At 68.5% G+C, this 26,396-nt stretch carries 19 protein-coding genes; 9 read left to right on the top strand and 10 right to left on the bottom strand.

Features of this window, described 5'->3' with window-relative positions:
- The first annotated feature begins 351 nt into the window (after nt 1-351).
- From PI246_RS04535 to PI246_RS04500, 8 genes are all read left to right on the top strand, one after another.
- Entirely contained in the window at nt 352-1,701 is a 1,350-nt protein-coding gene (locus tag PI246_RS04535) for a hypothetical protein (RefSeq protein ID WP_320550089.1), read from the top strand.
- Nucleotides 1,702-1,718: 17 nt separating this feature from the next.
- Nucleotides 1,719-2,225 (top strand): hypothetical protein, encoded by a 507-nt coding sequence (locus tag PI246_RS04530; protein WP_320550088.1) that lies wholly within the window; start codon nt 1,719-1,721, stop codon nt 2,223-2,225.
- Nucleotides 2,222-4,210, top strand: a complete 1,989-nt coding sequence (locus PI246_RS04525; RefSeq protein ID WP_320550087.1) for a GMC family oxidoreductase — start codon at nt 2,222-2,224, stop codon at nt 4,208-4,210. The genes PI246_RS04530 and PI246_RS04525 overlap by 4 nt, the downstream gene beginning before the upstream one ends.
- Before the next feature lie 863 nt (nt 4,211-5,073).
- The gene (locus tag PI246_RS04520) at nt 5,074-5,766 is read left to right on the top strand and encodes a response regulator transcription factor (protein ID WP_320550086.1); all 693 of its coding nucleotides are present in this window, start codon (nt 5,074-5,076) and stop codon (nt 5,764-5,766) included.
- Complete coding sequence (locus PI246_RS04515) at nt 5,757-7,136, top strand: sensor histidine kinase (RefSeq protein ID WP_320550085.1); 1,380 nt, start codon at nt 5,757-5,759, stop codon at nt 7,134-7,136. Before PI246_RS04520 ends, PI246_RS04515 begins: the two co-directional genes overlap by 10 nt.
- Nucleotides 7,137-7,232: 96 nt before the next feature.
- A complete protein-coding gene (locus PI246_RS04510; protein ID WP_320550084.1) occupies nt 7,233-8,420 on the top strand; it encodes an efflux RND transporter periplasmic adaptor subunit in 1,188 nt (395 codons plus the stop codon).
- Nucleotides 8,421-8,443: 23 nt separating this feature from the next.
- On the top strand, nt 8,444-11,611 hold the full coding sequence (locus PI246_RS04505) for an efflux RND transporter permease subunit (protein ID WP_320550083.1): 3,168 nt from the start codon (nt 8,444-8,446) through the stop codon (nt 11,609-11,611).
- The gene (locus tag PI246_RS04500; RefSeq protein ID WP_320550082.1) at nt 11,608-13,080 is read left to right on the top strand and encodes an efflux transporter outer membrane subunit; all 1,473 of its coding nucleotides are present in this window, start codon (nt 11,608-11,610) and stop codon (nt 13,078-13,080) included. Before PI246_RS04505 ends, PI246_RS04500 begins: the two co-directional genes overlap by 4 nt.
- Nucleotides 13,081-13,092: 12 nt before the next feature.
- Here PI246_RS04500 and PI246_RS04495 read toward each other — a convergent pair whose 3' ends face one another.
- The 8 genes from PI246_RS04495 to poxB form a co-directional block, all read right to left on the bottom strand.
- Complete coding sequence (locus PI246_RS04495) at nt 13,093-14,490, bottom strand: alginate export family protein (protein ID WP_320550081.1); 1,398 nt, start codon at nt 14,488-14,490, stop codon at nt 13,093-13,095.
- Nucleotides 14,491-14,507: 17 nt separating this feature from the next.
- A complete protein-coding gene (locus tag PI246_RS04490; protein WP_320550080.1) occupies nt 14,508-15,383 on the bottom strand; it encodes a glyoxalase in 876 nt (291 codons plus the stop codon).
- Between the two features lie 17 nt (nt 15,384-15,400).
- Nucleotides 15,401-17,020 carry an MFS transporter gene (locus PI246_RS04485; protein WP_320550079.1) on the bottom strand — a complete coding sequence of 540 codons (1,620 nt, stop codon included), beginning with the start codon at nt 17,018-17,020 and terminating at the stop codon, nt 15,401-15,403.
- Nucleotides 17,010-17,429, bottom strand: a complete 420-nt coding sequence (locus PI246_RS04480; RefSeq protein ID WP_320550078.1) for a DoxX family protein — start codon at nt 17,427-17,429, stop codon at nt 17,010-17,012. The genes PI246_RS04485 and PI246_RS04480 overlap by 11 nt, the downstream gene beginning before the upstream one ends.
- On the bottom strand, nt 17,426-19,306 hold the full coding sequence (locus tag PI246_RS04475) for an amidohydrolase (RefSeq protein WP_320550077.1): 1,881 nt from the start codon (nt 19,304-19,306) through the stop codon (nt 17,426-17,428). Before PI246_RS04475 ends, PI246_RS04480 begins: the two co-directional genes overlap by 4 nt.
- Before the next feature lie 18 nt (nt 19,307-19,324).
- On the bottom strand, nt 19,325-19,567 hold the full coding sequence (locus PI246_RS04470) for a DUF1427 family protein (RefSeq protein ID WP_320550076.1): 243 nt from the start codon (nt 19,565-19,567) through the stop codon (nt 19,325-19,327).
- A 4-nt stretch (nt 19,568-19,571) separates the two neighbouring features.
- Nucleotides 19,572-20,213: a hydrolase gene (locus PI246_RS04465; protein WP_320550075.1), complete on the bottom strand. Its 642-nt coding sequence runs from the start codon at nt 20,211-20,213 to the stop codon at nt 19,572-19,574.
- Nucleotides 20,214-20,387: 174 nt separating this feature from the next.
- The gene (gene poxB, locus PI246_RS04460; protein WP_320550074.1) at nt 20,388-22,109 is read right to left on the bottom strand and encodes a ubiquinone-dependent pyruvate dehydrogenase; all 1,722 of its coding nucleotides are present in this window, start codon (nt 22,107-22,109) and stop codon (nt 20,388-20,390) included.
- Nucleotides 22,110-22,310: 201 nt separating this feature from the next.
- Between poxB and PI246_RS04455 the strand changes: the two genes are divergently transcribed.
- Nucleotides 22,311-23,618, top strand: coding sequence for a sensor histidine kinase (locus tag PI246_RS04455; protein WP_320550073.1), 1,308 nt, complete (start codon nt 22,311-22,313; stop codon nt 23,616-23,618).
- A 6-nt stretch (nt 23,619-23,624) separates the two neighbouring features.
- Here the strand turns inward: PI246_RS04455 and PI246_RS04450 are convergent, their stop codons facing one another.
- The gene (locus tag PI246_RS04450) at nt 23,625-24,311 is read right to left on the bottom strand and encodes a response regulator transcription factor (protein ID WP_320550072.1); all 687 of its coding nucleotides are present in this window, start codon (nt 24,309-24,311) and stop codon (nt 23,625-23,627) included.
- Nucleotides 24,312-24,449: 138 nt separating this feature from the next.
- Nucleotides 24,450-26,381 carry a S8 family serine peptidase gene (locus tag PI246_RS04445; RefSeq protein WP_320550071.1) on the bottom strand — a complete coding sequence of 644 codons (1,932 nt, stop codon included), beginning with the start codon at nt 26,379-26,381 and terminating at the stop codon, nt 24,450-24,452.
- Nucleotides 26,382-26,396: the final 15 nt, after the last annotated feature.

Genomic DNA, 26,396 nt, shown 5'->3' with positions numbered 1-26,396 from the left:
CCCTGGGGAAATTTGGCAAAACACGTTCGCGGACCTTTACCGCATGCCGTGTGTCGGGATGAATCAACCCCGCGTGCGCCATCGCATTTTTCACTGCGGTTGCGCGACTACAGCGACGCAGGCCGCTTCGTTTTACCGTCCTTTAACATCCGCTGCCTTCGACTCCCATAACGCGCGATGTCTCGCGCGTCGTTACAGGGGATGGGCGTATCGCAAGTACAGGCCGTTGCCACCGTCGTCGTGGCAGGCGACCTCGTCGTGCGCGAGCGACCGTCCGGCTGTGACGGGTGACGCCCGCCCGGTGCGGGCGTTCGTTGCTTGCCGATCCCAACACGGACAAGGTCGATCGCGATGAAAGCCAGATACGTCTTTACGCCCGGCATGCGCCGATATGCGCTGTACCCGCTTATCGCGGGTGGGTCGCTTTTCCTGCTTGCGCAGGTACTCCAGGCGGCGGAAAAACCACGCGCCACGCCACCGCCGCCCACCCTGTCGCCGACCCTCCCGCTCGAAGTGTCGGCGACGAAACCCTTTACCCTCGATTCCCTCCAGCACGACTTCGATGTCTTCTCGTGGCAGTCGTTCGTCGCGCTGAACTGGCCGGCCAATCCTGATGGCACGCCGAATACGGGCGTCACCATCGGCCAGATGACCAACAGCCCGGTGGTATGGGAAAGCTACCGCGAAAGCCGCGACATCTTCCTGCCGGGCGGCGCGGCGCCCGCGCCCTGGGGGAAACCGAGCCCGTTGCCGCCGGTCTGCAAGAACATCGACGCCAGCCATCTTCCGCCGGGAACGATGCACCTGACCCAGGTCGGCAAGACGCCCAACGTGCTGGACGAAAGCGGCGAGCCCTTCAAGACCGGCCCCCTCATCGACCAGAACGGCCAGTACGCCCGCTTCGCCATCCTCACGAACGAGCAGATGTTCGATTACATCGACACGAACAAGCTCTATTCGAAGGCCGGGCAGAACGCATTCAACGGCGATGCGGACTTCCCTTCCAGCAATACGAACACGAAGGACGTCGGCTCGATCATGATCAAGACCTCATGGGTCAAGATGGGCGGCAAGTTCAATCCGGCGACGTTCTACACGACCTACGCGCTGGTCTACGACAACCCCGCGGAAGAGCCAGGCGTCAAGGCGTCGTGCGTGCTGACCCAGGTCGGCCTGGTGGGTTTCCACATCGCGCACAAGACCGCCAAAGAACCCCAATGGGTGTGGTCCACCTTCGAGCACGTGGCCAACGCGCCTACCGCCGGACAGAAGCCCGGGTTACCCGGCTACAACTTCTTCGATCCGAACTGCAAGGACTGCAAGGTCAACGAGCCGCCGCCGCGCCCCTGGAACCCGGGCACGCCCTACACCAAGCCGACGCAGATCGAGCGCGTGATCCCGATCACCGCCGACGCGCAGCGCTTGAACGATGCCTACCACCAGGCGCTGGCGGCGGTGAATCCCGATTCGGTCTGGCTCAACTATGAGCTGGTGAGCACACAGTGGCCGACCGATGCCCAGAACAAGGTCGATCCCACCGGCGTGCCCGCGCCCTCGTTTCTCGCCAACACCACGCTGGAGTCGTACATCCAGGGGCACGTCAAACAAACATCGAGCAGTTGCATGGCCTGCCACAACAACGCCACGACCACGACCGGGACGTTCTCGGATTTCACCTACCTGCTTCAACGCGCTCAGTAGCCATCACGGAGACAGCCATGAGCAACGCTATGGATACCTTCATCGGCCTCAGCGCCGTGCTGACCGGCTTCAGCGCGGACGTGCTGGCGCCACCTCTGGATCCGGTCGACATCAAATCGGAGTACCTGCCCGTCTTCACCGCGAAGATCGCGCAGGAGAGCGGCGACCCGACCCTGCCGGACCGGATCCTGCAGACGTTCGCGAATCTCCCGGACAGCATGACGCCGCAGCAACGTGGCGCGGCCATGCTCGATCCGGCCAACGGTGACAGCTTCGTGCTCGCGTGCCGCAAGCTGATTTTCATGTGGTACGCCGGTGCATGGCCGACCCTCGTGCCCGCCACGGCGACGGCACCGGCCAGCACGGTGAGCGACATCATCTCGGCGAAGGCCTATACCGCGAGCCTCGTGTGGCAGGTCATGCAATCGCACCCGATGGGCGACTCCAACTATCGCTACGGCTACTGGGCGAAGCCGCCCGTCCCGTTGAACGACTACACCGGCCAGCCGGGAGGCAACGCATGAGCGCGCAGACATACGACGTAGTGATCGTGGGCTCGGGCATCTCCGGCTCCATCGTCGCGTACGAACTCGGTCGGCAGGGCAAGAAGGTGCTCATCCTCGAGGCCGGCCAAGCCGTGCCCGTGGACCGCAGCGGCTACATGAACACGTTCTTCAAGTCGAACGCCAAAACACCGGAGTCGCCCTATCCGCCCACCGTGCAGGACCCGGGTGCCTCCACGCCGGGCAACCCGCTCGGCCTGCCCGATCCGTCGCTCGAAAACGTGCCGCGCTACACCGTGTTGCAGATCAATTCGTGGCGCAAACCCGAGCAGTGCTACTTCACCTATCCGCCACAGGCCCCTGGCCTGTCCGGCGACAGCCCGGACGTCCTGTTTGCCTTCGCCAGCTCCTACGAGCGAATCGGCGGTGGCACCACGTGGCACTGGCTTGGCACGAGCCTGAGACATTTCCCGCACGACTTCGAGCTGAAGTCGCGCTATGGCCAGGGTGTGGACTGGCCGGGAGGCCCGGCGTTCTACCAGGCGCTGGTGCCCTATTACGAGAAGGCCACCGACGAGATCGGCGTAGCCGGCGACAAGACGGCCATGGACCGTATCTACACGCAGTTCGACGTCGAACCGTCGGGCACCTATGGGCCCGCCTACGACTACCCGATGCCGCCGATCGTCGCCTCGCTGGTCGACAACCTCTTCGCGAGCGTGGCGAACATGACCGTGGACGGCAACCCGCTCTACCCTTCGCCCACGCCGCAAGGGCGCAACTCGCTTCCCGGCGACCGCCGGCAATGCGCCGGCAACACCAATTGCATCCCCATCTGCCCGATCCAGGCCAAATACGACGCGACGGTCACCCTGGCCAACGCCCTGCAGACCGGCAACGTCGACATCCGCTATCAGACCGTGGCGAGCAACATCCGCGTCGATGGCGCCACGAACGACATCGCCGGCATCGACTACATCACCTACGACGATCACCTGGGCCCCGCCACCGGCACCGGCACGGCCACCGGCACGATCTACCTGCTCGCGGCGCACGCGATCGAAACCCCGCGCCTGCTGCTGATGTCAAACAAGAACGCGAACTTCCCCAACGGCGTGGCGAACTCCAGCGACACGGTCGGGCGTCACCTCATGGACCACGTCATGTACCTGGCCTGGGCCCTGGCGAAGGACCCCGTGTATGCCTTCCGCGGGCCCCTCTCCACGTCGGGCTACGAATCGCTGCGGGACGGCGCGTTCCGCAGCCAACGCTCGGCCTATCGCATCGAAGTGGGTAACGAGGGCTGGCAGTGGGCAGCCAACGATCCCTACACCACCCTCGCCGACTTCGTCTTTGGCCAGAACGCGAGCCAGCTCAACGGCGATTCGGTGAACGCGCGCGGCCAACCGCTGCGCTTCAACCCCACACTGCCGGCGAACAGCCAACTCTTCGGCGAGCAACTCGTGGAGACCCTCAACGGCGTTTACATCCGCCAGATCCGCCTGGGCTATCTCATCGAACAACTGCCCGACCCCGACAACCGGGTGCAGTTGTCGTCGACCGCGACCGACCACCTCGGCCTCCCCCGGCCCGAGGTCACCTATCGCATTCGCAGCGATTACGAGCGCGAGGCGTTCGTGTCGGCCAAGGCGGTGTCCACGGCGATCTTCGATGCCATCGGCGCGACCGAATACACCACCACGCCCGCGGCACCGGTGCTTTACGGTACGCCGGACGAGGTCACCCCGACGAACTTCCAGTACAAGGGAAACCCGTTCACGTTCTACGGCGCGGGCCACATCGTTGGCACGTATCGCATGGGCGACGACAGGACCACCTCGGTGCTCAACGCGCGGCAACAGTCGTGGGACCACGCCAACCTCTACATGGTCGGCAGCGGCGTGTTCCCGACCGTGGCCACGGGCAACCCGACCCTGACCATCGCCGCGCTCGCCTTCCAGGCGGCGGATCATATCCTGGCGGATCTCGGCCATACGCCGGCCTGATCCACGGTCTCCCCACCATGCCCGGCGCTTCGGGCGTGGTGGGGAGCGGGGTGGCGCAACCTCTTGCGAAGGCTCGCCTCGTCGCCATCGCGGGGCTGTTTGTCGGTTCTCGCGGACGTCCAGGGGTGCTGCATGCCATCGGCTCGGACGATGAGGCCGTGTGGCCGTGGGGCCGTGGGGCCAGAGCCTTCGGTGTCCACCCTCGCGGCTCGGGCAGTCCTCCGCGGTCGACAGGGAAAGGCCGCTGACGCGGCCCGTGTACCTAAGTGGCCTTCGGCCGCTCCCTTGTGCGGAACTCGCCTCGAGGGTGGACACCGAAGACTCTCCCCATGACTGAGGCGACGTGTTGTGAGAGCCCGTACGGCGCACCGCGGCGAGCCAGTGAGCTTCACGTCGCCCCGCCCAACCGCGCCGGTTGGCTCGTCGCGACGTCGGATACCCGTTGTCGGGTTGGCGTTTCACATATCACGCAGCGCTTGCGCAGATCAGTCATCGAGCGCCTACCGCTCTCCTATCACCCGACCTCACCGCTCGGAAGAGACCTTGGTGTCCACCCTCGAGGCGAGTTCCGCACAAGAGAGCGGCCGCAGGCCAATGAAATACATGGGCCGCGTCAGCGGCCTTCCCTGTCGAACGCGGAGGACTGCCCGAGCAGCGAGGGTGGACACCAAGGTCTCCCTGCGACACCGCCCAGGTGCAACGCGCTCTGGCGCTACCAGACCACCAAGACCAACACCGCTCCCGGGATCGAACCATCCATCAGGCCGTCATCTCGATGGCCGGGATGCCCCTTTTTGTAAGCCCCGTGTGGGGTAAGGCACGGACACTCGGCGCGTGACGACTGCCCGGACCCGGTCCCGACGATGCGCTGCCTGTTGATTGAAGACGACCTCGATACCTCCGAATCGATCCGCGAAGGCCTGGCCGCGGCCGGCTACGCGGTGGAGGTCTGCTACGACGGGCCCGCCGGCCTCGCACGGCTCGACGCCGAACGATGGGACGTGGTGTTGCTCGACCGCATGCTGCCCGGCGACGTCGATGGGCTGGACCTCCTGGCGACCCTTCGCCTGCGCGGCGACCTCACCCCCGTGCTCGTGCTCAGCGCGCTGAGCAGCCTCGACGAGCGTATCCGCGGCCTGCGCAGCGGCGGGGACGATTACCTGACCAAGCCGTTCGCCCTGGACGAGATCCTCGCGCGGGTGGACGCGCTGGTACGGCGGGCGGGCCAGCGCCCCGACCCGGAGATGTTCCGCGCCGGGCCGATCACCCTCGATCCGCGCCTGCGGCGCGTCTGCCGGGACGGACGCCCCATCGCCCTGCAGCCACGCGAATACCAGTTGCTCGAATGCCTGCTGCGCCACCAGGGCACGGTGGTGACGCGCAAGATGCTGCTCGCGGCCGTGTGGGGCTTCCACTTCGATCCGGAGACGAACGTGATCGACGTGCAGATGAGTCGCCTGCGGACCAAGATCGACGGCGACGGCGCGCCGTCGATCATCCGTACCGTGCGCGGCGCCGGCTACACCATCGACGGGGATGAGCCCGCGTGTCCCTGACCGACTTTCGCCACTCGATGGTGTTTCGCATGGCGGCGGGTTACGTCGCGCTTCTTCTGTTGTCGGTGACGCTGATCGCGGGGGTGTTCTACGTCGGCACCGCCGGCCTGCTGCGCAAGAACATCGACGAACAGTTGCGCAGCCGCGAGCGACAGCTCGTGCAGGAGCAACGCCAGCACGGCATGGGCGGACTGGTAGCGAGCATCCACGAACTGCTCACCGACGACCAGGACAGCGACACGGAGATCTATCTGCTGCTCGATGCCGCGGGCCACCGCATCATCGGCAACCTCACGACCTGGCCCGCCCAAGCGGTCGCGACCGACGGGTTTCACCAGGGCGAGCTGGAGCGGCTGCAACGCCCCGCGTCGGCGCTGCTGCTGACCCATCGGTTCACCGGCGGTGAGACATTGGTGGTGGGACGCGACGTACAGGACGTGCGCATGCTCGAACATCGCATCATGATGGCGTTCGTGGTGGGCGGTTTGCTCGCGGTGCTGCTTTCGGCGGGCGGCGCCCTGCTCTTCCGCTCCCAGTTGCAGCGCCAGTTGAAGGCGATCCATCGCACCACCACCGAAGTGGCCGCCGGACGGCTCGGCCAGCGGATCGCCATCGGCCGGTCGCGCGACGAGTTCGCCATCGTGGCGCACGACGTCAACACCATGCTCGACGAGATCGAGCGGCTGATGGACAACGCGCGCCAGGTGTCCAACGCCATCGCCCACGACCTGCGCACGCCGCTGGGACGCATCCGCGTGCGCCTGGAGCAGGCCCTCCGCTCGCCCGAGCGCGACGTCCGCCTGCCCGACGACGCGCAACGCGCCATCGACGACGTCGACGGACTCATCTCGGTGCTGGGCAAGATGCTGCACATCGCCGAAGCCGAGTCCGGCGTGCGTCGGCGCAGTTTCGAGCGGCTGTCGATCGTCGGCCTGTTCGACGACATGATCGACCTCTACCAGCCCGCCGCCGAACAACAGGCCATGGCGTTGCGCGCGGAGGTCCAGGGCACGCCGGAGGCGATGGGCGACCGCCAGCTGCTGGCGGGCGTGCTCGCCAACCTCCTGGACAACGCCCTGAAATACGCCGGCGAAGGGGCGAACATCACCCTGCGGGCCGTCGCGGCCGGTGACTGGGTACGCCTCAGCGTGCGCGACGATGGCCCGGGCGTGCCCGAGGCCGTGCTCGCCCGGGCGACCGAACGTTTTTTCCGCGCCGACGCCAGCCGTCACCAGAAAGGCAACGGCCTGGGCCTGAGCATCGTGGCCGCCGTGGTCTCGATGCACCGGGGCCGCCTCACCCTCGAGAACGGCCATCCCGGCCTGTGCGTCACCATAGAGCTGCCATCGCCCGACCTTTCCATTTTGTAACTGGCCTCGCCCACGGCCACGACCTAACGTAGCGGCGCTGTCCCGCCTCCGCGCCCTCCCGGCGCCGGCCGCCGTTCCGTCCGTAGCGAAGAGACGATGAAGTCGAACCGACATCGCCCCCTTGTCCTGGCCTGCGGCCTGCTCGCCGTTTTCCTCGTCGTGGCCCACCGCTACCTGCCGTCGGCGCCGGTGGAGGCCGCCGACCGGCCGCGACCCCACGCGCCCGACGACGGTCCGCAGTCGGTGGTGATCGATGCCGAGCAGGCGCGCCAGGTGAAAGTGGGCGCCGTGGCGACCCGGGAGTTCACCGCGGGCGTCGATGCCGTCGGCCGGATCGACTTCGACGGCGACCATCTGGCCGAGGTCAACTCGCCCTATGCCGGCCGCGTGAGCGAGGTGTTCGCCAAGGCAGGCAACCTCGTCCGGCACGGGCAGGCACTGTTCACCGTCGCCAGCCCGGACCTCGCCCAGGCGGAAGCCACGCTGGTGTCCAATGCCGCGCAGCGGGCGCAGGCCGACGCGACGCTCAAGCGGGCCCAGGCCATGGCCCAGGTACAGGCCAACGCGCCCCGTGACCTGGAGCAGGCGGTGGCCGACCAGCAGGCGGCCGAAGGCAACTACCAGGCCGCCCGGCAGGCCCTGCGCATCTTCGGGAAAAGCGACCCGGAGATGGACCGGATCGTCGCGACACGGCGCGTGGATGGCGAACTGCGCATCGACAGTCCCGTCGACGGTCGCGTGGTCAGCCGCAACGTCTCGGTCGGCGACGTGGTGCAACCGGGCGACGCCCCCGCGCGCTTTGAGATCCGTGGCACCGACGCCGCCTGGTTCATCGCCGACGTGCCCGAGGACGATGCCGCGGCCATCCACGCCGGCGACACGTCGATCGCGAGCGTGCAGGCGTTGCCGCACTCGCGTTTCACCACCACGGTGGACTACGTGGCCGACCGCGTGGATCCGGACACCCACCGCGTCACCGTGCGCTCGGTGCTGTCCTCGCCGCCACCGGACCTGCGCGCCGGCATGCTCGTGACCTATCGCATCCTCACCGCGCGGCCCAGCCGGATGCCCGCGCTGCCGATGAACGCGGTGGTACGCCAGGGCGACGGCAGCATGGTGGCGTTCTCCACGCTCGACGGTCGCCGCTTCACGCGCGAAACCGTGCGCGTGGGCACGCCGCAGGACGGTTATTACCCCTTGCTCTCAGGCCTCAAAGAAGGCCAGCGCGTCGCCACCGATGGGGCGCTCTTCCTCAGCAACGCCCTCGACCTCCAGTCGCTCTAGCCCCCCATCGCGAGAAACCGAACGTGTTCCGTGCACTTGTCGCCTTCGCGCTGACCCGGCGCGCCATCGTGGGCATGGCACTGGTGGCCTTTCTCGTGGCCGGCATCGTCGCCTACGTGCGCCTCAACGTGGAGGCCTACCCGAATCCCGCCCCCGTGATCCTGGAAATCACCGCGCAGGCCCCCGGGCTGTCGGCGGAGGAAATGGAACGCAGCTATACACGGCCGATGGAAGTGGGCCTGGCGACGGTGCCCGGCGTGGAGAGCATCCGCTCGACCTCGTTTTACGGCCTGTCGTTCGTGCGCGTCACGTTCAAGTACGGCACCGACTATTATTTCGACTACACCCAGGCGGCCCTCGCGCTTCAGCAGAACGTCACCCTGCCCAATGGCGTGCAACCGCAGATCCAGGCCTCGAGCCTGGTCGGCGAGGTGTTTCGCTACCAGTTGGTGGGCCCGCCGTCGGTGAGCCTGACCCAGTTGCGCACGTTGCAGGATTGGGTCGTCACCCGCCGCCTGCTGTCCGTGCCCGGTGTCGCCCAGGTCGTCACCTGGGGCGGCACCACCAAAAGCTATGAAGTACGCGCCAACCCCGATGCCTTGCAGGCCTACGGCATCACGCTGCCGCAGATGATCACCGCGATCGGCAACGCCAACGGCAACGTGGGCGGACGCACGCTCGGCGTCGGCCAGCAATCGGTGAACATCCGCGGCATCGGCCTGATCCGCGACGTGGCGGATATCGGCGACATCGTGCTTACCCAGTCGCACGGCACGCCCGTAACGGTGGGTGACGTCGCCCACGTCGATATCGGCGCGGTGCCGCGGCTGGGGCGCGCCGGCCGCGACCGGCAGGACGACGTGGTCACCGGTATCGTGGTGATGAATCGCACGCTGCACACCAACGACGTGGTGGCGCGGATCAAGGACGAAGTGACCCGGCTCAACAGCGACGGCACGCTGCCGCCGGGCGTGAAGCTGGTATCGTTCTATGACCGTTCGAAGCTGGTCGCGGTGACCACCCACACCGTGCTGCATAACCTGGTGTTCGGCTGCCTGCTCGTGTTCCTGATCCAGTGGATCTTCCTGGGCGACCTGCGCAGCGCGATCATCGTGAGCGCCAACATCCCGGTGGCGCTGTTCTTCAGCATCATCATCCTCGTGGCGCTGGGCGACTCGGCCAACCTCCTGTCGCTCGGGGCGGTGGACTTCGGCATCATCGTCGACTCGGCGGTGATCCTGATCGAGAACGTGTTCCGCAACTTCCAGAAGCGTCCCGACGAACAGCAGGCCTTGCTCGCGGCGTCGCCGCTACCCGGCGGCGATGCTCGCTGGACCGACCGCCTGCGCCTGCTCTTCGTCAGCGCCACGCAGGTCGATCGCGCCGTCCTGTTCTCCTCGGCGATCACGGTGGCGGCGTTCATTCCCCTCTTCACCATGCAGGGCGTGGAGGGGCAGATCTTCAACCCCATGGCGCGCACGTACGCCTACGCCCTCACCGGCGCCCTGATCGCGACCTTCACCGTGTCGCCCGTGCTGGCATCGGTGTTGCTGCCCAGGCACGTGGAAGAAACCGAAACGCGTTTCGTGCGCGGCATCCGCCGCCTCTACACGCCCGTGCTGGCGTGGGCGCTGGCCCGGCAACGACTCACCGTCGGCCTGGGCCTGGGATTCGTGCTAGGCGCAGTGCTGCTCATGTCGCGCATCGGCACGGAATTCCTGCCGGCGCTGGAAGAAGGCAACCTGTGGATCCGCGCGACGCTACCGCCCACCATTTCGCTGGAAGCCGGCGAAAGCAAGGTGGCGATGCTGCGGCGGATCCTGCTTCGCCACCCCGAGGTCGTCACCGTGGTCTCGCAACACGGCCGCCCCGACGACGGCAGCGATGCGTCGGGTTTCTACAACGTGGAACTGTTCGTGCCGCTCAAGCCGCAGGACGCCTGGCCCAGCGGGCACACCAAGGAAGCCCTCGTCTCCGACCTGCAATACGAGTTCCACAACGCCATGCCCGGCGTGGAGTTCAACTTCTCGCAGTACATCCAGGACAACATCGAAGAAGGGCTCTCCGGCGTGAAGGGCGCCAACTCGGTCAAGGTGCTCGGTCCCGACCTGGGCGAACTCGAACGCCTCGCCGACCAGATCATGAAGCAGATGCAGCAGGTGCCCGGGGTGCAGGACCTGGGCGTCTTCCACGTGCTGGGCCAGCCCAACCTCAACGTCACCGTCGACCGCGCCAAGGCCGCGCGTTACGGACTCAATACCGGGGACGTCAACGCGGTGATCCAGGCCGCCGCCGGCGGCACCACCGCGACCCAGGTGCTGGAAGGCGACCGGCAGTTCGACGTGGTGGTGCGCCTGGACGCGCCGTTCCGGCGCAGCATCGACGATATCGGCCGGATTCCCGTCGGCTACACGCTGCCCGACGGCAAGGCCGGCTACGTGCCGCTGCGCGACGTGGCCGACATCACGCTGGACACGGGCGCCTCGTACATCTACCACGAACGCAACGAGCGCTTCGTGCCGGTGAAGTTCAGCGTGCGTGGACGCGACCTCGGCAGCACGGTGGCCGAGGCGCAGCGGCGCATCGCCGAACACGTGCACCTGCCGCCGGGCTACCACCTGAGCTGGGCGGGCGAGTTCAACGACCTGCAACAGGCGCGGCAACGTCTCGCCGTGGTGCTGCCCATCGCGGTTGGCTTGATCCTCGCATTGCTGTTCGCGCTCTTCGACTCGTTGCGCGACAGCCTGCTCACCCTCGCGGCCATCCCCTTCGCGATCGGCGGCGGCATCGTCGCCCTCTACGTTTCGGGGCTCGACTTCAGCATCTCCGCCGCCATCGGATTCGTATCGCTGTTCGGGGTCTCGGTGATGAACGGCATCCTCGTGATCACGTACTTCAACCAGTTGAGGGCCGAAGGCATGAGCGCGCCGGACGCGATGCGCCAGGCGGCCGAACAGCGAATGCGCCCGATGCTCATGACCGCCCTGTCGGCCTGCATCGGCCTGCTGCCGGCCGCGCTGTCGACGGGCATCGGCAGCCAGGTGCAGCGGCCGCTCGCGGTGGTGGTGGTCGGCGGCATGCTGCTCGGCCCGATCATGCTGCTCGTGGTCGCTCCCGCGTTGCAGGTGCTGGTGGTCGAATGGTCCGAGCGGCGCGGTCGTCGTCGCCTCGACCGGGGAGATGCCGCATGAGTCGCGCCGCGTTCCTCCGGTGGACGAGCGCATTGGCGCTGTTGGCCGCGTCGCTCACCGGCTGCGCCGCCGGTCCGACGTACCGGCGACCCGACACGCCCTCACCCGCGACGTTCACCGGACACGCCCTGACCGCGACGGTCGGCAGCCCCAGCGCGCCGTCGCAACATTGGTCCGTCGGCGCGACGATCCCGGCCCGTTGGTGGCAGGCGTTCGGCTCACCGACGCTCGATCGCCGCGTGGCCGACGCACTGGCCCACAACCCCGACCTGGAGGCGGCGCAAGCCGCGTTGCGTGAGGCGCGGGAAAACCTGGCGGCGCAACGCGCGAGCCTGTTTCCCGCAGCGCAGGTGAGCTATGCGCCGTCGCGGCAACGCGACGCCACGGGCACGCTCTCGCCGACGCTCGCTTCCAACGCCACCTACTACACGCTGCACACGGCGCAGCTCAGCGTGAGCTACAACCCCGACGTCTTCGGCGGCGGCCGACGATCGGTGGAAGCGGCCCAGGCGCTGGCCGACGCGCAAGAGCGGCAGCTCGACGCCGCCCGCCTCGATCTCGCCGGCAGCGTCGTGCAGGCGGCCATCCAGGAGGCGTCGTTGCAGGCACAGGCCGAGGCGACGCAAGACATCATCCAGGCGCAGACCCGCGCGCTGGACATCCTGCGCCAGCAGGCGCGACTGGGCTATGCCTCGGGTCTGGACGTGGCGGCGCAGGAAACCGCCCTGGCCCAGGCGCGTGCGGCCCTGCCCGCGATCGAAAAACAACGCGCGCAAAACCGCGACCTGCTCGCCGCGCTCGGTGGCGACACCGCCGACCGGGCGGGCGCGCCCGAATTCGACCTCAAGGGCCTGGGCCTGCCTGCCACCCTGCCGGACGCCGTGCCGTCCACCCTCGTCGACCGGCGGCCCGACGTGCGCGCCGCCGAAGACCAGGTGCATGCGGCGAGCGCCCAGGTGGGTGTCGCGCTCGCCGCCCGGCTACCGCAGTTCACGCTCTCGGGAGCCTACGGCAGCAGCGCCACGACGTTTTCCCGGCTGTTCACCGACGACAACCTGTTCTGGTCGCTGGCTGGCAGCGTGACCCAGACGGTGTTCGATTTCGGCGCGCTCAAGCACCGCCAGGGCGCCGCCGAAGCGGCCCTGGCGCAGTCGGCGGCGCAGTATCGCTCGGTGGTGCTCGCCGCGTTCCAGAACGTCGCCGACGTGCTGCACGCGATCGACGACGACGCCCGCACACTGGCCGCCGCGGACGACGCCGAGGCGGCCGCGCGGCACACGCTCGACCTGACCCGCGAGCAACAGGCGCTGGGCTACGTCAACGCGCTCACCCTGATCAACGCCGAGCAGGCCTACCAGGCCGCGCGCATCACGCGCATCCAGGCGCAGGCCGCGCGGCTGAGCGACACGGCGTCGCTGTACGTCGCGCTCGGCGGCGATGCGCCGCCCGCGTCATCGACACCACCTTAACGACGGGCGACGTCACCACCCCCAGGCCACCTGCACGCCACCGTAGTGGCCATCGTGCCCGCCCGCGTCGCGCACGGCGCGACCGGCATGGAAACGAGTCGCCTCGACCGACAGCGTCAGGCCAGGGTGCCACGTCCAGTCCACGCGACACTGATCGTAGTGTCCCGTCCAGCGCGACCCGGTACCGGCGGTGCCGGGTAACGGGTTGTCGGGCTGCACGTAGATCGCATCCGCCGCCGTGCGCCGCCATTGCAGGCCTCGCGCGATCATCAGGGTCAGCGACGTGGTCGGCTTGAGCGTGATGCTGGGCTTGATATGGATCAGGTTCGCATAGCCCGTGTAGCCCGCCAGCGAGAAGTAATAGCCGTTCGGAAACAGCGGATTGAAGGTACCCAGGCGTCCGTCGCCCGGACGGCGATCGCCCGAGGCGGTATCGAACTGCACGCCGAGGCGCGGCGTCCATGCCGCGTCGAGCGTGACGCCGGCGCGCACCCCCAGCGCCCAGGCATCCACCGTCGATCGCCCCACCCGACCGCCCTGGCGCATGCCCTCCGCGTCCCAATCGAGCGGCCCGCGCGTACCGGCCAGGCGCAGGTCATCGACCTGGCGGCGCTCATTGCCGTGCGCGTCGAGGTAGCGTGTGCCATCGTCGTCATACCACGCGTGGTAATACGACAGCTCGTTGCGTCCGAGCACGTGCCGCTCGACGCGGATCATGTGGAAGCGCTGGCTCGACCCCGAGGTATCGTCGAACGCACGGACGTCGCGGTACTGCACGGGGTGGCTGAGAAAGCCGATGATCCGCCATGGTCCATGTTCCACGTCGGCCCACGCGGCGTCGAACGACTGGCGCACGTTCGGCCCGTCGCGCAACGAGACGAAGCGTTGCAGGTCGAGCGCGAAGTCCTGCCGGCCGATACGTGCCTTGGCGATGCCCCCGAAGGCCTCGCCCTGCCAGGCCACGAAAGCCAGGCGCAGGTCCGCCCGGTTGCGATCCACCGGCCCCACCCGCGCCTTGCCGAAGGGGCGGGCGTCCTCCAGTTGCACGAAAGCCAGCCACGGCATGCCCCAATGCAGGCCGGCGTGCACCTGCGCGCGCTGGAGCAGGTAGGTGTCCCGTGCGGCACCGATGCCGAAGGCGGGCGCATCGTTGCTTTCCAGACGCTCGCGCAGCGTGGCACCGAACGTCAGGTAGTGCGTGCCGCCCGGACCGAACGGTACGTATTTGAGTGCATCCCCAGGCTTGCGTGGCACGGCCGGGTCGGCGAGCACCGACCAGTCCTCCTGCCAGCGGTTGGGCAGGATCGACGGTCGTCCCGGTGCGGGGACGACGCTTTCGTTGGTACTCGCCGTCCCGTCCGTCGTGTCCTGGGCCACCACCGGTGCCGCGACGAGCAGCGCGGCGACCATCGGTAGCCACCCTCGCGTCATCGCGACGCACTGTGGACTTCGGCGACGTAGCCACCCGGAAACTGCAGCATGGCCGCGCGCCGGTCGCCATCGGCGTGCGCCGGCACGACCACCGTCACGCCGTTCTCGCGGGCCCGGGCCAGCGTCGTGTCGAGGTCGCCCACCTCGTAGCCGGTCAGCTCGGTGCCGTAGGGCCAGTCGAGGTGACCGTCGGTGACCAGCACCGTCGCCTTGCCGTAGCCGGACACGATGCGGATACGGCGATAGCTGCCGGCCTTGCGGCCGATCTCGCCGCCCGGCGCGTTACGCTCGTCGGAGACGACCTTGCCGTGCGCGAACGCGACGAACGCCTTGACGAACGCATCGGCCGACGGCGCAGGCAGGTAGATGCGGTTCTCAGGCACGTGCTCGAACGGCGCATAGGCCGGCTTGCGGGTGTGCCAGTAGAGCTGCATGTTGACGCCGCCGGGCCAGGTCACCACGGCGTCGCGTCCGATCGGGTCGTCGAACGGCGCCACCAGCGTGGCGGCCCCCGCGGCGTTGGCCGCCTTCACTGCCGCGTCGAGGTCGGTCACGAGGTAGCCGGTGCGTTCCAGGCCGAACGGATACGGCACCGGGGTGCGGAAACCGAACACCGACAGCGTGCCGACCGGGGTCTGCACGAGCTGCGACGAGGTACGGGACGGCGTGGGCGTCACGGTGACCACGACCTGCGTCGTCGACTGCCCGCCGAAGGTGCCGACGAAGCTGCGCACGAAGGCGTCGACGTCGGCGGGTGCGACGTACACGTGTGTGGTGTCGTACTGGCTGCCCACCGCGTAGTCCGGGCTGGCGGCGAAGGCCGCCGGTGCCGTCACGAGCGCGAGGGAAAGAAGCAGGGCGTGCAATCGCATGTCGGGAAGTCCACAGGTCAGGAGGAAGAAGGACCGCGCGCGAGCGAGGCCGCGTCGAGGCCGATCAGATGGGTCACCCGCGGGGGTGACGCGCCACGGTGAAACGCGACGGCCTCCGCCTGGAGGTCGGCGCCCGCGTGACTGAAACGTTCGTGCTGGCGCAGGTGTTCGGCCCACGACTCGACCATGAACCACTCCACCACGCGTTCGGGACGGGCCGAGTCCTGGGTGACGCCCCACGCGTAGGCGCCGTCGCGCAGCCGCTCCATGGAGAAGCGCTCCAGCGCCGTGAGAAACGCGGGCAGCCGATCGCGGGCGACGTCGTACTCCACCAGGATCAGCACCGGTCCCCGGTCGTTCGCCACGGGCTCGACGGTGGCCGGCTCCGCCCACGGATGCGCGGAGGAGAGATCCCGCTCGGCCGACGGCAGCGGCACGCGGCGCATCGCGAAGGCCGCCACCACCAGGCCCGCCGCGCTGCACAGCAGTGCCGGTCCGGTGCCGACGGCTTCGGCCAGCGCGCCCCAGCCGATGCTGCCGGCGGCCATGGCGCCATTGAACACCGTGAGGTACACCGCGAGCGCACGGCCCCGGACCCAGTTCGGGAGGATGCCCTGCGCCACGCCGTTGAAGGTCGTCAGCGACATGATCCATGCACCGCCGAGCACCAGCAGGGCGAGCAGCGCGACGGCCTTGGATGGCACCAGGGCGAGCACCGCCATCACCGCCGCGGACATCAGCGACGCGCCGAGCAACAAGGCGTCGGCGCTGCAATACGCCCGCATGCGCGGCAGCAGCAGGGCCCCGGCGATCGCACCGGCGCCGACCGCGCCCATCAGCACGCCGTAGAAGCCCGCGCCGCCCTGGAGGACGCCACGCGCCACGAGCGGCAGGAGCGCCCAGACGGAACTGGCGAACGCGAAGAACACCGCGGCGCGGAACAACACCCGATGCAGCTCGCGGCTCGCCCGCGTGTAACGCACGCCCGCACGGAACGCGCCGAAGAAGTTCTCCGGCAATGCCGATCCGCCCACCGTCCGGCGCCGCCACCACGCCAGCGCGGCGATCACGAGGACATAGCTGCACACGTCGGTGCCGTAGGTGGCCGCCGCACCCATCCCGGCGAGGATCAGGCCACCCGCGGCGGGGCCGATGGCGCGCGCGATATTCACGCCGAGCGAGTTGAGCGAGACGGCGTCCTTCAGTTCGGTGCGCTCGACCAGTTCGGGCACGATCGATTGCCAGGTCGGGCCGACCAGCGCGGCACCGATGCCACCGACGAACGTCAGGGCAATCAGCGCGGCGATGCTCAGGTGGTTCGTGGCAGCCAGGCCCATCAGTACGGCGCTCACGCACGCCAGCAGGATCTGCACGCCGATGAGGAATCGACGGCGGTCGAGGATGTCCGACAGCACGCCCGCGGGAATCGCGAGCAGGAAGATCGGCAGGGAGCCGGCTGCCTGGATCATCGACACGGCGGCGGGACCGCCGCCGAGTTCGGTCACCATCCACGAGCTGGCGATGTCGCGCATGAAGGTGCCGGTGTTACCCAGCACGGTCGCCGCCCAGAGGACGGCGAACGTCGCGTGGCGCAACGGCCGCAAGCTATCGGCGAGTCCGCCCCGTTCAGCGCCCATCGCGACGCCTGCGCACGTCGAGCCAGCCGACGTAGACGAACGCGCCGGCCAGGCCGAGGTGCTCGAAGAAGCCATTCATCGTCATGTCGCGCTCCGCCCCCGCCGGCACGTGCCACCACGCGTTGGCGAGGACGTTTGCCGCGAGCGTGAACGCGGCCAGCGCGAACGCGCCCAGCCAACGGCGTCGCCCGGAGAGCACCGCCAGCGAACAGACGATCTCGAAGGCGATGACGACGCCCGCGAACAGCCATGCCGGCGCCAGTCCGAAGTGCTGCATCTCGGCGACCGCCGCGTCGAAGTCAAGCCACTTGCAGAACGCGCCTTGCAGGTAGGCCGAACACAGCGCGAGCAACGCCAGCCAGGGAACAAGCCCGGTACGCGTGGCGATCGGAGGGGTCGCGGGGCTCATACGGCCCAGCACGCGCAACCCAGCGCGCCCCAGAAGCTCTTGAAGTCGTCCACGGGCACGGGCGCCGCGTGCGCATGCCCATGCGCATGCCCGTGGATGCCACAGGCGCTGGCGCACCCACAGGGGGCCTGCCCACGGGCCTCGGTCGCGTGCCGTCGCTGCTCGTGCGCGGCCCAGGCGGCGTAGCCGCCATAGGTGTTCACCGGCGACCAATCGGGCATCGCGGGCGGCATGTCCACCTCATCGAGGGAGGCGAACGGCCCTGCCGCGTACACGATGGTGCCGCCGACCAGCGTCAGCAGCGATGTGGTGCCGACGATCTCGTCCTCCGCGCACGCGAAGAAGTCGCGGTCGGGCACGATGAGATCGGCCAACTGGCCCTCGGCGATACGCCCCTTCTTGCCCTCTTCGTTGGAGAACCAGGTGACGTGCTCGGTCCACATGCGCAAGGCCTCCTCGCGATCCAGGCACTGGCGCGGCGGATAGAGTCGAAGACCACCGACCGTACGCCCGGTCACGAGCCAGGCCAGCGACACCCACGGGTTGTACGAGGCGACACGCGTGGCATCGGTGCCCGCCGATACCTTGACGCCCGCCTCGAGCATCCGGCGCACGGGTGGCGTGGTCTGCGCTGCCCCGGCACCGTAGCGCTCGACGAAGTATTCGCCCTGGTACGCCATGCGATGCTGCACGGCGACACCGCCGCCAAGCGCCGCGATGCGCCCGATCGACGCGTCGGAGATGGTTTCGGCGTGATCGAAGAACCAGTGGATGCCGTCGAGCGGGATGTCCTGGGCGACCTTCTCGAAGACATCCAGCGCGCGACGGATCGTCTCGTCATAGGTGGCGTGCAGGCGCCACGGCCAGCGGTTCTGCGCGAGGATGCGCACGACGGCGTCGAGGTCGCCCTCCATCTCCGGGCCCATGTCCGGGCGCGGTTGGCGGAAATCCTCGAAGTCGGCCGCCGAGAACACCAGCATTTCGCCCGCGCCGTTGTGCCGGAAATAATCGGTGCCTTCCTGGTAGGTCACCGACTGCGTCCAGGCGAGGAAGTCGTCTTTCTCCTGCCGGGGCTTCTGCGTGAAAAGGTTATAGGCGATGCGGATCGTCAGCTGACCCGCGTCGGCGAGCTGCCGCACCACGGCGTAATCGTCGGGCCACTGCTGCGAGCCGCCGCCGGCATCGATCGCGCCGGTCACGCCCAGCCGGTTGAGCTCGCGCATGAAATGGCGCGTCGAGTTGACCTGGTAGTCGAAGGGCAGCCGGGGTCCCTTCGCGAGCGTGGCATAGAGGATGGATGCGTTGGGCCGGGCCAGCAGCAAACCGGTCGGGTGACCGTGGCCGTCACGCTGGATCTCACCGCCCGGCGGGCTGGGCGTGTCGCGCGTGTAGCCGCAGACACGCAACGCCGCGGCGTTGAGCAAGGCGCGGTCGTAGAGGTGAAGGATGAACACGGGCGTGTCGGGCGCCACCGCGTTGAGTTCATCGAGCGTGGGCAGGCGCTTCTCCACGAACTGGTGTTCGGTGAACCCGCCCACGACGCGCACCCATTGCGGTGGCGGCGTGACCTCCACCTGCCGGCGCAACATGCGCATGGCATCGGCCAGGCTCGGCACGCCGTCCCAGCGTAGTTCCATGTTGTAGTTGAGCCCGCCGCGAATCAGGTGCAGGTGGTTGTCGATCAACCCCGGCAGCACCCGGCGCCCACCCAGGTCGATCACCCGGGTGCGCGGCCCGGCCAGGGCGAGCACCTCGCGGTCGTCGCCCAGGGCCTGGAACCGTCCATCGCGGATGGCGACGGCGTGGACGGTCGGTCGGCGGCGATCGAGGGTGGTGAACAGCCCCCGGTGCAGGATCAGGTCGGGCGCGGACGACATGCGACGCTCCGTGGCGGCTCAGGCAGGGTCGTCGTGCGACCGGGTGGGTTCGTGCTTCGTGATCGAGAAGCTCTTGCTGTGCCACAGGTTGGCCCACACGTCGGGATGGCCTTTCGCCCACGACACCGCGGCTTCGCCGGCCAGCATGCCTAACAGGCCCAGCAGCGCGATCATGGGCGGCGCGGGCGAGCGCACGCCGAAGAGCCCGTACGCGATGCCGACCGCCAGACCGAAACCGATCGATATGAGGTAGGGCGACATCGGCTCAGCCCGCCTCGGACGCGTGTTCACCCAGCGCCCACTTGGAGAAGCGCACCTGGATGCCGTAGGGCGTAAGGTCTCGCAGGATGTCCATCACGCCCTCGTACGTGCCCGATCGCGCCCAGTCCTGCTGCAGTTCGAACACGAACTGGAGCGCGGTCATCGGTATGGCGCCGGCCTGGATCATCCGCTGCACGGCACGTTCGTGCGCTTCGGCGCTGGTGTCCCCGCACGCGTCGGTCACCACGATCACCTCGTAGCCTTCGCGGAGCATGTCCAGGGTGGGGAAATTCACGCATGCCCCGGTCCACAGGCCGGCGATGACGATGCGCCGACGGCCGGTCGCCGCGACGGCCCGGCGGAAATCGTCGTTGAGCCACGCATTGATCGAGGTGCGATCGATGACGGGATGGCCGGGAAACACCCCGTCGGTTACTTCGGGCATGAACGGACCGGAGAAGCTGTCCTTCGCCACGGTCGTCAGTACGACCGGCACGTCGAACAGCCGCGCGGCCCGGGCGAGGATCCGCGCGTTATCCATGATGAGCTTGCGGTCGTGGCTCTGCACGCCCTGGAACATCGCGGGCTGGAAGTCCACCAGCGCGAGCGCGCAACGCGCGGGCGTGATCAGTTCGTTGAACGGCATGACGGACCTCGGAGTGAGCCGCAGGCCGCGCCTGCGATGCGCCCACCTTAGGCCGAGGGACGCGATCCGCCTTGAAGCTTCCTCGCCTGGCGCACGCGTGCGTTGAAGAAAACACGCATCACGTGCATGCGCGGGGACGTCGTTCACGAACGACGCCCCCGCGCGGGGTGCCGCTTAGTGGTCGAGCGCGGTCCTGGCGACGTCGAGCACTTCGGTGCCCTGCCCGTTCATCACCGCCTTGAGCATCCACAGGCTGAAGCCCTTGGCGTACTCGCGCTTGATGCTCGGCGGCATCACCAGTTCGCGGTGGTCGGTCACCACTTCGACCAGCGCGGGGCCATCGTGCGCGAAGGCGTCGACGAGCGCCTGACGCAGGGCCTGGGGCGCCTCGACGCGCTGGGCATGGATACCCATGGCCTGCGCCATGGCGGCGAAGCTGGGGTTGTCCAGGCGCGTGCCGTGGGGAAGGAAGCCGACCGCCTTCATCTCGATGTCGACGAAGCCGAGCAATCCATTGTTGAAGATGACGATCTTAACCGGCAGGCGGTGCTGGCGAATGGTGAGGATGTCGCCCATCAGCATCGAGAAGCCGCCGTCGCCGGACAGCGAGATCACCTGCCGACCGGGGCACGCGGCCTGCGCGCCGATCGCCTGTGGCATGGCGTTCGCCATCGATCCGTGGACGAACGACCCGAGGATGCGACGGCGCCCGTTCGTCTTCACGTAGCGCGCCGTCCACGCCACCGGCTCGCCGACGTCGCAGGTGAAAATGGCGTCGTCGCTGGCGACCTCGCTGACCAGGCGCGCGACGAGCTGCGGATGGATCGGCGTGTGCGTCGACTGCTCGTCGGCCATCTCGTCGAGGCCCTTGCGTGCCTTGGCGTAGTGATCGAGCGCGCGGCGCAGGTGGGCGTCGTCCGTGCGCGGCGCGAGGCGGTCGAGCAGAAGGCGCACCGTCTCGCCCACGTCGCCGATCACGCCCAGATCGACGCGGCAGCGCCGGCCAAGGTGTTCGCCGCGCAGGTCGACCTGCACGATCGTCGCCTTTTCCGGATAGAACTGGCCGTAGGGAAAGTCGGTACCGAGCATCAGCAAGGTGTCGCAGGCTTCCATGGCGGCGTAGCCGCTGGAGAAACCGAGCAGGCCGGTCATGCCCACGTCATAGGGATTGTCCCACTCCACGTGTTCCTTGCCGCGCATCGAGTGCAGCATCGGCGCCTTGAGCCGCTCGGCGAGCGCGACCACCTCGTCGTGGGCGCCCGCGCAACCGGCACCGCAGAACACCGTGATCTTGCGACCGGCGTCGAGCAGCCGGACCATCTCGTCGATGTCGTCGGCCTGGGGCACCACGCGCGGCAGGCGCGGCACGGGACGCGACGAGGGCTTGCGCTCGCCCGCCTTGCGCAAGGCGATGTCGCCGGAGATGACGAGCACCGCGACGCCGCGCCTGGACACCGCTTCATGGATCGCCTGCTCGATCAGGCGGGGCATCTGGCTGGGATCGGACACGAGCTCGACGAAGTGCGAGCACTCCTTGAAAAGCTCCTGCGGATGGGTCTCCTGGAAATAGCCCGAACCGATCTCGTTGCTGGGGATGTGCGCGGCGATCGCCAGCACGGGCACCCGGTTGCGATGGCAGTCGAACAGGCCATTGATGAGGTGCAGGTTGCCCGGGCCGCAACTGCCGGCGCACACGGCCAGTTCGCCGGTGAGGTGGGCCTCGGCGCCCGCGGCGAACGCGGCAACCTCTTCGTGGCGCACGGCGAACCATTCGATGGTCTCGCGCGCCCGAAGCGCTTCGGTGATGCCGTTGAGGGAATCGCCGACGAGGCCGTAGATGCGCTTGACGCCAGCGATCTCCAGGGTCTCGACGAGCTGTTCTGCGACGTTGGTCATGCGGGGCCTCCATGGGTAGATACCGAACGATGCATCGCGCGGGGCAAGCGGCGCGTGACGATGGGATGGTGACCCGTTGCGCGCCGCGCCTCCACCCACGAATGGGGGAGATGCCGACCTGCCGACGGCTGCCCATCGGCGGCCGACTGCGGTAGCCTCGATCCGGCGCAGGCAACGTCGGTGAAAGGGGGCGCGGTGGGCATGGTCAAACAGGGTCTGGACGCGCACCGGCGCGCGCTCGTTCGCGTGCTGGGCCTGCTGGTCGGTATCACGATCATCGGCGTCGGCTCGTACGGATTCACGGTGAACCTGCGGGTCGGCGGTCCGGTTCCCCTCACGTTCCTGCGCTTTGCCAAGGACATGCTCACGGCGATGGCCGCGCTCGCGGCCTTCGGCCTGACCTTCCGCAACGTGCGCGCCTCCGGCTGGCTGCTGTCCGCGGCGCTACTGGTGTATCTCGGGTGGTATTACGCCGTGACGCCGGTACTCGACCTGCCGTCGGCCTTGCTGCCGCTGGTCATCATGATCATCGCCGCCTACGTGGTGGGTCGACGCGCGCTGTGGATGTTCATGGCCGCGATGGAGGTGGTGACGGTGGCCTCCGCCGCCGCCGAATGGCTGGGCGCCGATCCGCCGATGAGCGTGCCGCCGGAGTTCGTCGTGGCGTTCTTCCGGCAGTTGTTCCAGATCGCCCTGGTCGCCGTGCTGGTCGACCGCACCATCGTCGTGCTCAGCACCGCGGTGGAGCGCTCGGACGAGCAGCGCCAGAAGGCCGAACAACTCTCCGCCCGCCTGGGCGAGCAGATGGACGTCACGATGGAGCTGCAGCGACAGGTCAATCGCTCGGCCCAGACCGAAGCCGCCGCATCGCTGGCGACGGCGGTATCGCACGACCTGGGCAACCTCCTCAACGTGATCGCGGCCTACGTCGAACGCGCGTGGGGCCACGTGCGCCAGACCGAAGGCGTGCTCGCCGATTCGCTCAACGGCATCGAGGCCGCCGCCGACCGTGCCGTGCGCCTCAACCAGCGGATCACCTCGCTCGCCAAGGCCTCGCCGCGCCATCCGACCGCGATCGATCTGGCGGGGGTGCTGCCGGAGATCGTCCCTCTTCTGGCGATGACGCTGGGCCAGGCGATCGAACTGCGCGTGGACGTCGGGCCCGGCGACCATCGGGTGAGCTTCGATGAACCGTGCCTGGCGCTGATCCTGCTGAACCTCGCGACGAACGCGCGCGATGCCATCGCCGGCCGCGGGGTGGTTGAACTGGCCTGCCGCGTGGAGGACGGGCGGGCCGTGGTGAGCTTCAGCGACAGCGGCAAGGGCATCCCCAAAGCGCAGCGGGCATCGGTCTTCGAACCCTTCTGGACGACGAAGGCGCCGCAGAACGGCACGGGGCTGGGCCTGTTCAGCGCACGCCAGATGGCCGAATCGCTGGGCGGCCAACTGCTGCTGCGCGACGCCTCCGAACGCGGCACCTGCTTCGAACTGCGCCTGCGCCGCGTCTGACGGCGATCAGGATTCGAGCAGGCCGTAACCGCTGCCGCGGATGGTGACGATTTCCAGCTTCGGCTGCGCGGTGCGCACCAGTTTGCGTCGCAGGCGATGGATGAGCACTTCCAGGCGATGCGGATCGAAGTCGGCGGTGTTGCTGGTGAGCGCCTCGATCAGCGTTTCGCGTTCGACCGGGCGCCCCTGCTCCTGGCGCAGGCGCTGCACGAGCGTGCGTTCGGCGTCGGTGAGGGCGATGAGTTCGCCATCGGACGCGTTGAGGTACCAGCCTTCGCGATCGGTCGCTTCCGTGGCGGGAGCGCGACCGGGTTCGGCGGCGGACCACGTGCGACGTAGCACGGCATGCAGCGCCGAGGCGAGCAGGCCCACCGTCACCGGCTTCATCAGGTAGAGATCGCTGCCCAGTTGGAACGCCGATAGTCCCACCGACTCGATGGGCAAGGCGCTCAGGGCCACCATGCCGATGCGCGAGCCCTCCGCGCGCAGGCGCTGGATCACCTGCAACCCGCTGCCGTCGGGCAGGTTGACGTCGACCACGAGCAGGTCGAAGGCGTCGGGCGCCCACTGGCGGTAGAAACTGTCCGCATCGGCGAAGGTGCGCGTGGCAAAGCCATACGATGCCAAACCCGGGCCCAGGAGCTTTTCCCGAAGCTCCTCGTCGTCTTCGACCAATGCAACACGCGCCAGCACCAATGGCTCTCCCCGCCACCGAAAAGGTGCATTAAAGCTAACCGCATGCGGCGCGGAAAGCCACCGCCGGCAAGCGCATGCCGGCGGTGGCCGTCTTGCACGAAAGGGGCCCCGCGACAGGCGGCCCGCCCGGGGACCTTACTGCGTGTAGAGCCCCATCGCCGAGAACGTCGTGCCGCCGGTGATGCCGGTGACGAGCAGGTAGTAGGTGCCCGGCGCCGCGTTGTTGATCGTCACCGACTCGTTGTTGCCGACGTGCGCCGAGGTGTATTGCGCCGAGGCCACCGACGGTGCGGTGTCCTTGCTCACCAGCAGGGTCACGTCGCCGCTGCCGCCCAGCGTGCGCAGGGTCAGCCCGCGCGCCTTGGCCGGCACGACCAGCTTGAACAGCACCTCGGAGGCGGTGCCGTCGCCCTGGTACTTGGTCGGCACGCCGTTGGCGAGCGCGATCGCATCGGCGGTCGGGTCGCTCACCACCATGGCGCGCTGCACCGCCGCGTAGGTGTCGAGGATGCCCGCGCCATAGGCCTGTGACGGCCGTTGCGGGAAGGCACGCGCCGTGCGCGCCAGGTAGGTCTTGATCTGGCCCGGCGTCAGCGTCGCCAGTCCGGCCTTCGCCCGGGCGCTGATCATCAGCGCCACCGCCCCGGCCACTTCCGGCGTCGCCTGCGACGTGCCGGCCATGCTGCCGTAGGTGGGCGTCGAGGGCACCGTGGTGCCCGCGTTGATGGCCGACCAGGCGAAACCCGCGGCGACCAGCGTGCCCGACGAGGCGTCGTTGGCGTATCCGCCGCCACCGGGGGCCGAGAGCGTCACCACCGAGCCGTAGTTGGAATAGAACGCGGGCTTGCCGGTGATGCCGTTGGACGCCACGGTGATCACGCCGGGGCAGTTCGCCGGGCTGGTGTTGGCGGCGTCTTCGCCACTGTTACCCGCGGCCACCACCACGGTGGCGCCACGGTCGATCGCCGTGGCGATCGCCTTGCCCAGGTCGGTGCTGGCGTTGCACGCGCCGCCGCCGCCCAGGCTCATGTTGATGACCTGCGCCGGATGCGTGTTGTCGTCGAGGCCGTCCACGTGACCGCCCGCGGCCCAGACCACGGCATCGGCGATGTCCGAGGTGCTGCCGCCGCAATGGCCCAGGGCACGCACGGGCAGCACGCGCGCCTTGTACGCGACGCCGGCCATGCCGACGCCGTTGTCGGTCAGTTCCGCCACGTTGCCCATCACGTGCGTGCCATGCCAGGAGCTGTCTTCGGGCTGCACGCTGGTGTAGTCGACGCAACCGCCATTGCTGGCAAGGTATGTATCGCCCGTGGTCCAGTCGCCCTGGTCCCACGCGCCCTTGGCCCGGCCGTCCGCCGCGCGTCCCGAGACGAAGGCATCGGAGATGAAGTCGTAGCTTTGGTCGGTGAGGCTGGTGTCGAGGTCGGGATGCTGGGTGGCGCCGGTGTCGATCACCGCCACGACCACGCCGTCGCCCTGTGCCAGCGACCACGCCTTCACCGCGTTCGAGCCGCCGTAGTTGGCGAACGACTGGGTGTCCTTGCCGATCGTCTCCATCGTGCCGTCGCCGGCGCGGAAGTGCCACTGGTACGAAAAGCTGGGGTCGTTGGGCGTACCGGTGGTCGCATCGGCGGGGCGGATGTCGCGGAAGGCATGCATGCGCACGTTGGGTTCCACCGATTCCACGTTGGGATCGGCCGCGACCTGCTTCATGAGCGCCATCGCCGCGGTGCCGTCGAGCGCCTTGCCGGCGCGCACCACCATGCCGCCAGAGGCGGTCGCCCGCTCGAAGCGGAAGCTGGCCGCACGCAATGCGTTGGTCGACAGCGTCGCCGTCTTCGCCGCCACCAGCGAACGCGCGGCGGTGAAGGCCTGCACGGCCGTTGTCGACGGCGCGCGCGTGCCCGGCTTGTAGTGCACGATGAAGCCTTCGATGCGGTCGCTTGTGCTCAGCGGAAGGCTGGCGACCTTCAGCGTGGTGTCCACCGTCTGTGCCGCCGCGCCCGCCGTGCCGACGCAAAGCGCGACACCGCAGAACCAGCCCATGGATTTCGATCTGTTCACGTGATTTCCCCGTTG

The sequence above is a fragment of the Luteibacter sahnii genome, assembly GCF_034063545.1.
In the GTDB taxonomy this organism is placed as follows: domain Bacteria; phylum Pseudomonadota; class Gammaproteobacteria; order Xanthomonadales; family Rhodanobacteraceae; genus Luteibacter; species Luteibacter sahnii.
Note: the sequence above shows the minus strand (reverse complement) of the source record. Positions and strands in the feature narration are given on the sequence as shown.

Excerpts from the sequence above, each read along its gene's own strand:
- PI246_RS04535 (WP_320550089.1), top strand. The coding sequence starts at position 352 with ATGAAAGCCAGATACGTCTTTACGCCCGGCATGCGCCGATATGCGCTG.
- PI246_RS04530 (WP_320550088.1), top strand. The coding sequence starts at position 1,719 with ATGAGCAACGCTATGGATACCTTCATCGGCCTCAGCGCCGTGCTGACC.
- PI246_RS04525 (WP_320550087.1), top strand. The coding sequence starts at position 2,222 with ATGAGCGCGCAGACATACGACGTAGTGATCGTGGGCTCGGGCATCTCC.
- PI246_RS04520 (WP_320550086.1), top strand. The coding sequence starts at position 5,074 with ATGCGCTGCCTGTTGATTGAAGACGACCTCGATACCTCCGAATCGATC.
- PI246_RS04510 (WP_320550084.1), top strand. The coding sequence starts at position 7,233 with ATGAAGTCGAACCGACATCGCCCCCTTGTCCTGGCCTGCGGCCTGCTC.
- PI246_RS04500 (WP_320550082.1), top strand. The coding sequence starts at position 11,608 with ATGAGTCGCGCCGCGTTCCTCCGGTGGACGAGCGCATTGGCGCTGTTG.
- PI246_RS04495 (WP_320550081.1), bottom strand. The coding sequence starts at position 14,490 with ATGGTCGCCGCGCTGCTCGTCGCGGCACCGGTGGTGGCCCAGGACACG.
- PI246_RS04490 (WP_320550080.1), bottom strand. The coding sequence starts at position 15,383 with ATGCGATTGCACGCCCTGCTTCTTTCCCTCGCGCTCGTGACGGCACCG.
- PI246_RS04485 (WP_320550079.1), bottom strand. The coding sequence starts at position 17,020 with ATGGGCGCTGAACGGGGCGGACTCGCCGATAGCTTGCGGCCGTTGCGC.
- PI246_RS04480 (WP_320550078.1), bottom strand. The coding sequence starts at position 17,429 with ATGAGCCCCGCGACCCCTCCGATCGCCACGCGTACCGGGCTTGTTCCC.
- PI246_RS04475 (WP_320550077.1), bottom strand. The coding sequence starts at position 19,306 with ATGTCGTCCGCGCCCGACCTGATCCTGCACCGGGGGCTGTTCACCACC.
- PI246_RS04470 (WP_320550076.1), bottom strand. The coding sequence starts at position 19,567 with ATGTCGCCCTACCTCATATCGATCGGTTTCGGTCTGGCGGTCGGCATC.
- PI246_RS04465 (WP_320550075.1), bottom strand. The coding sequence starts at position 20,213 with ATGCCGTTCAACGAACTGATCACGCCCGCGCGTTGCGCGCTCGCGCTG.
- poxB (WP_320550074.1), bottom strand. The coding sequence starts at position 22,109 with ATGACCAACGTCGCAGAACAGCTCGTCGAGACCCTGGAGATCGCTGGC.
- PI246_RS04455 (WP_320550073.1), top strand. The coding sequence starts at position 22,311 with ATGGTCAAACAGGGTCTGGACGCGCACCGGCGCGCGCTCGTTCGCGTG.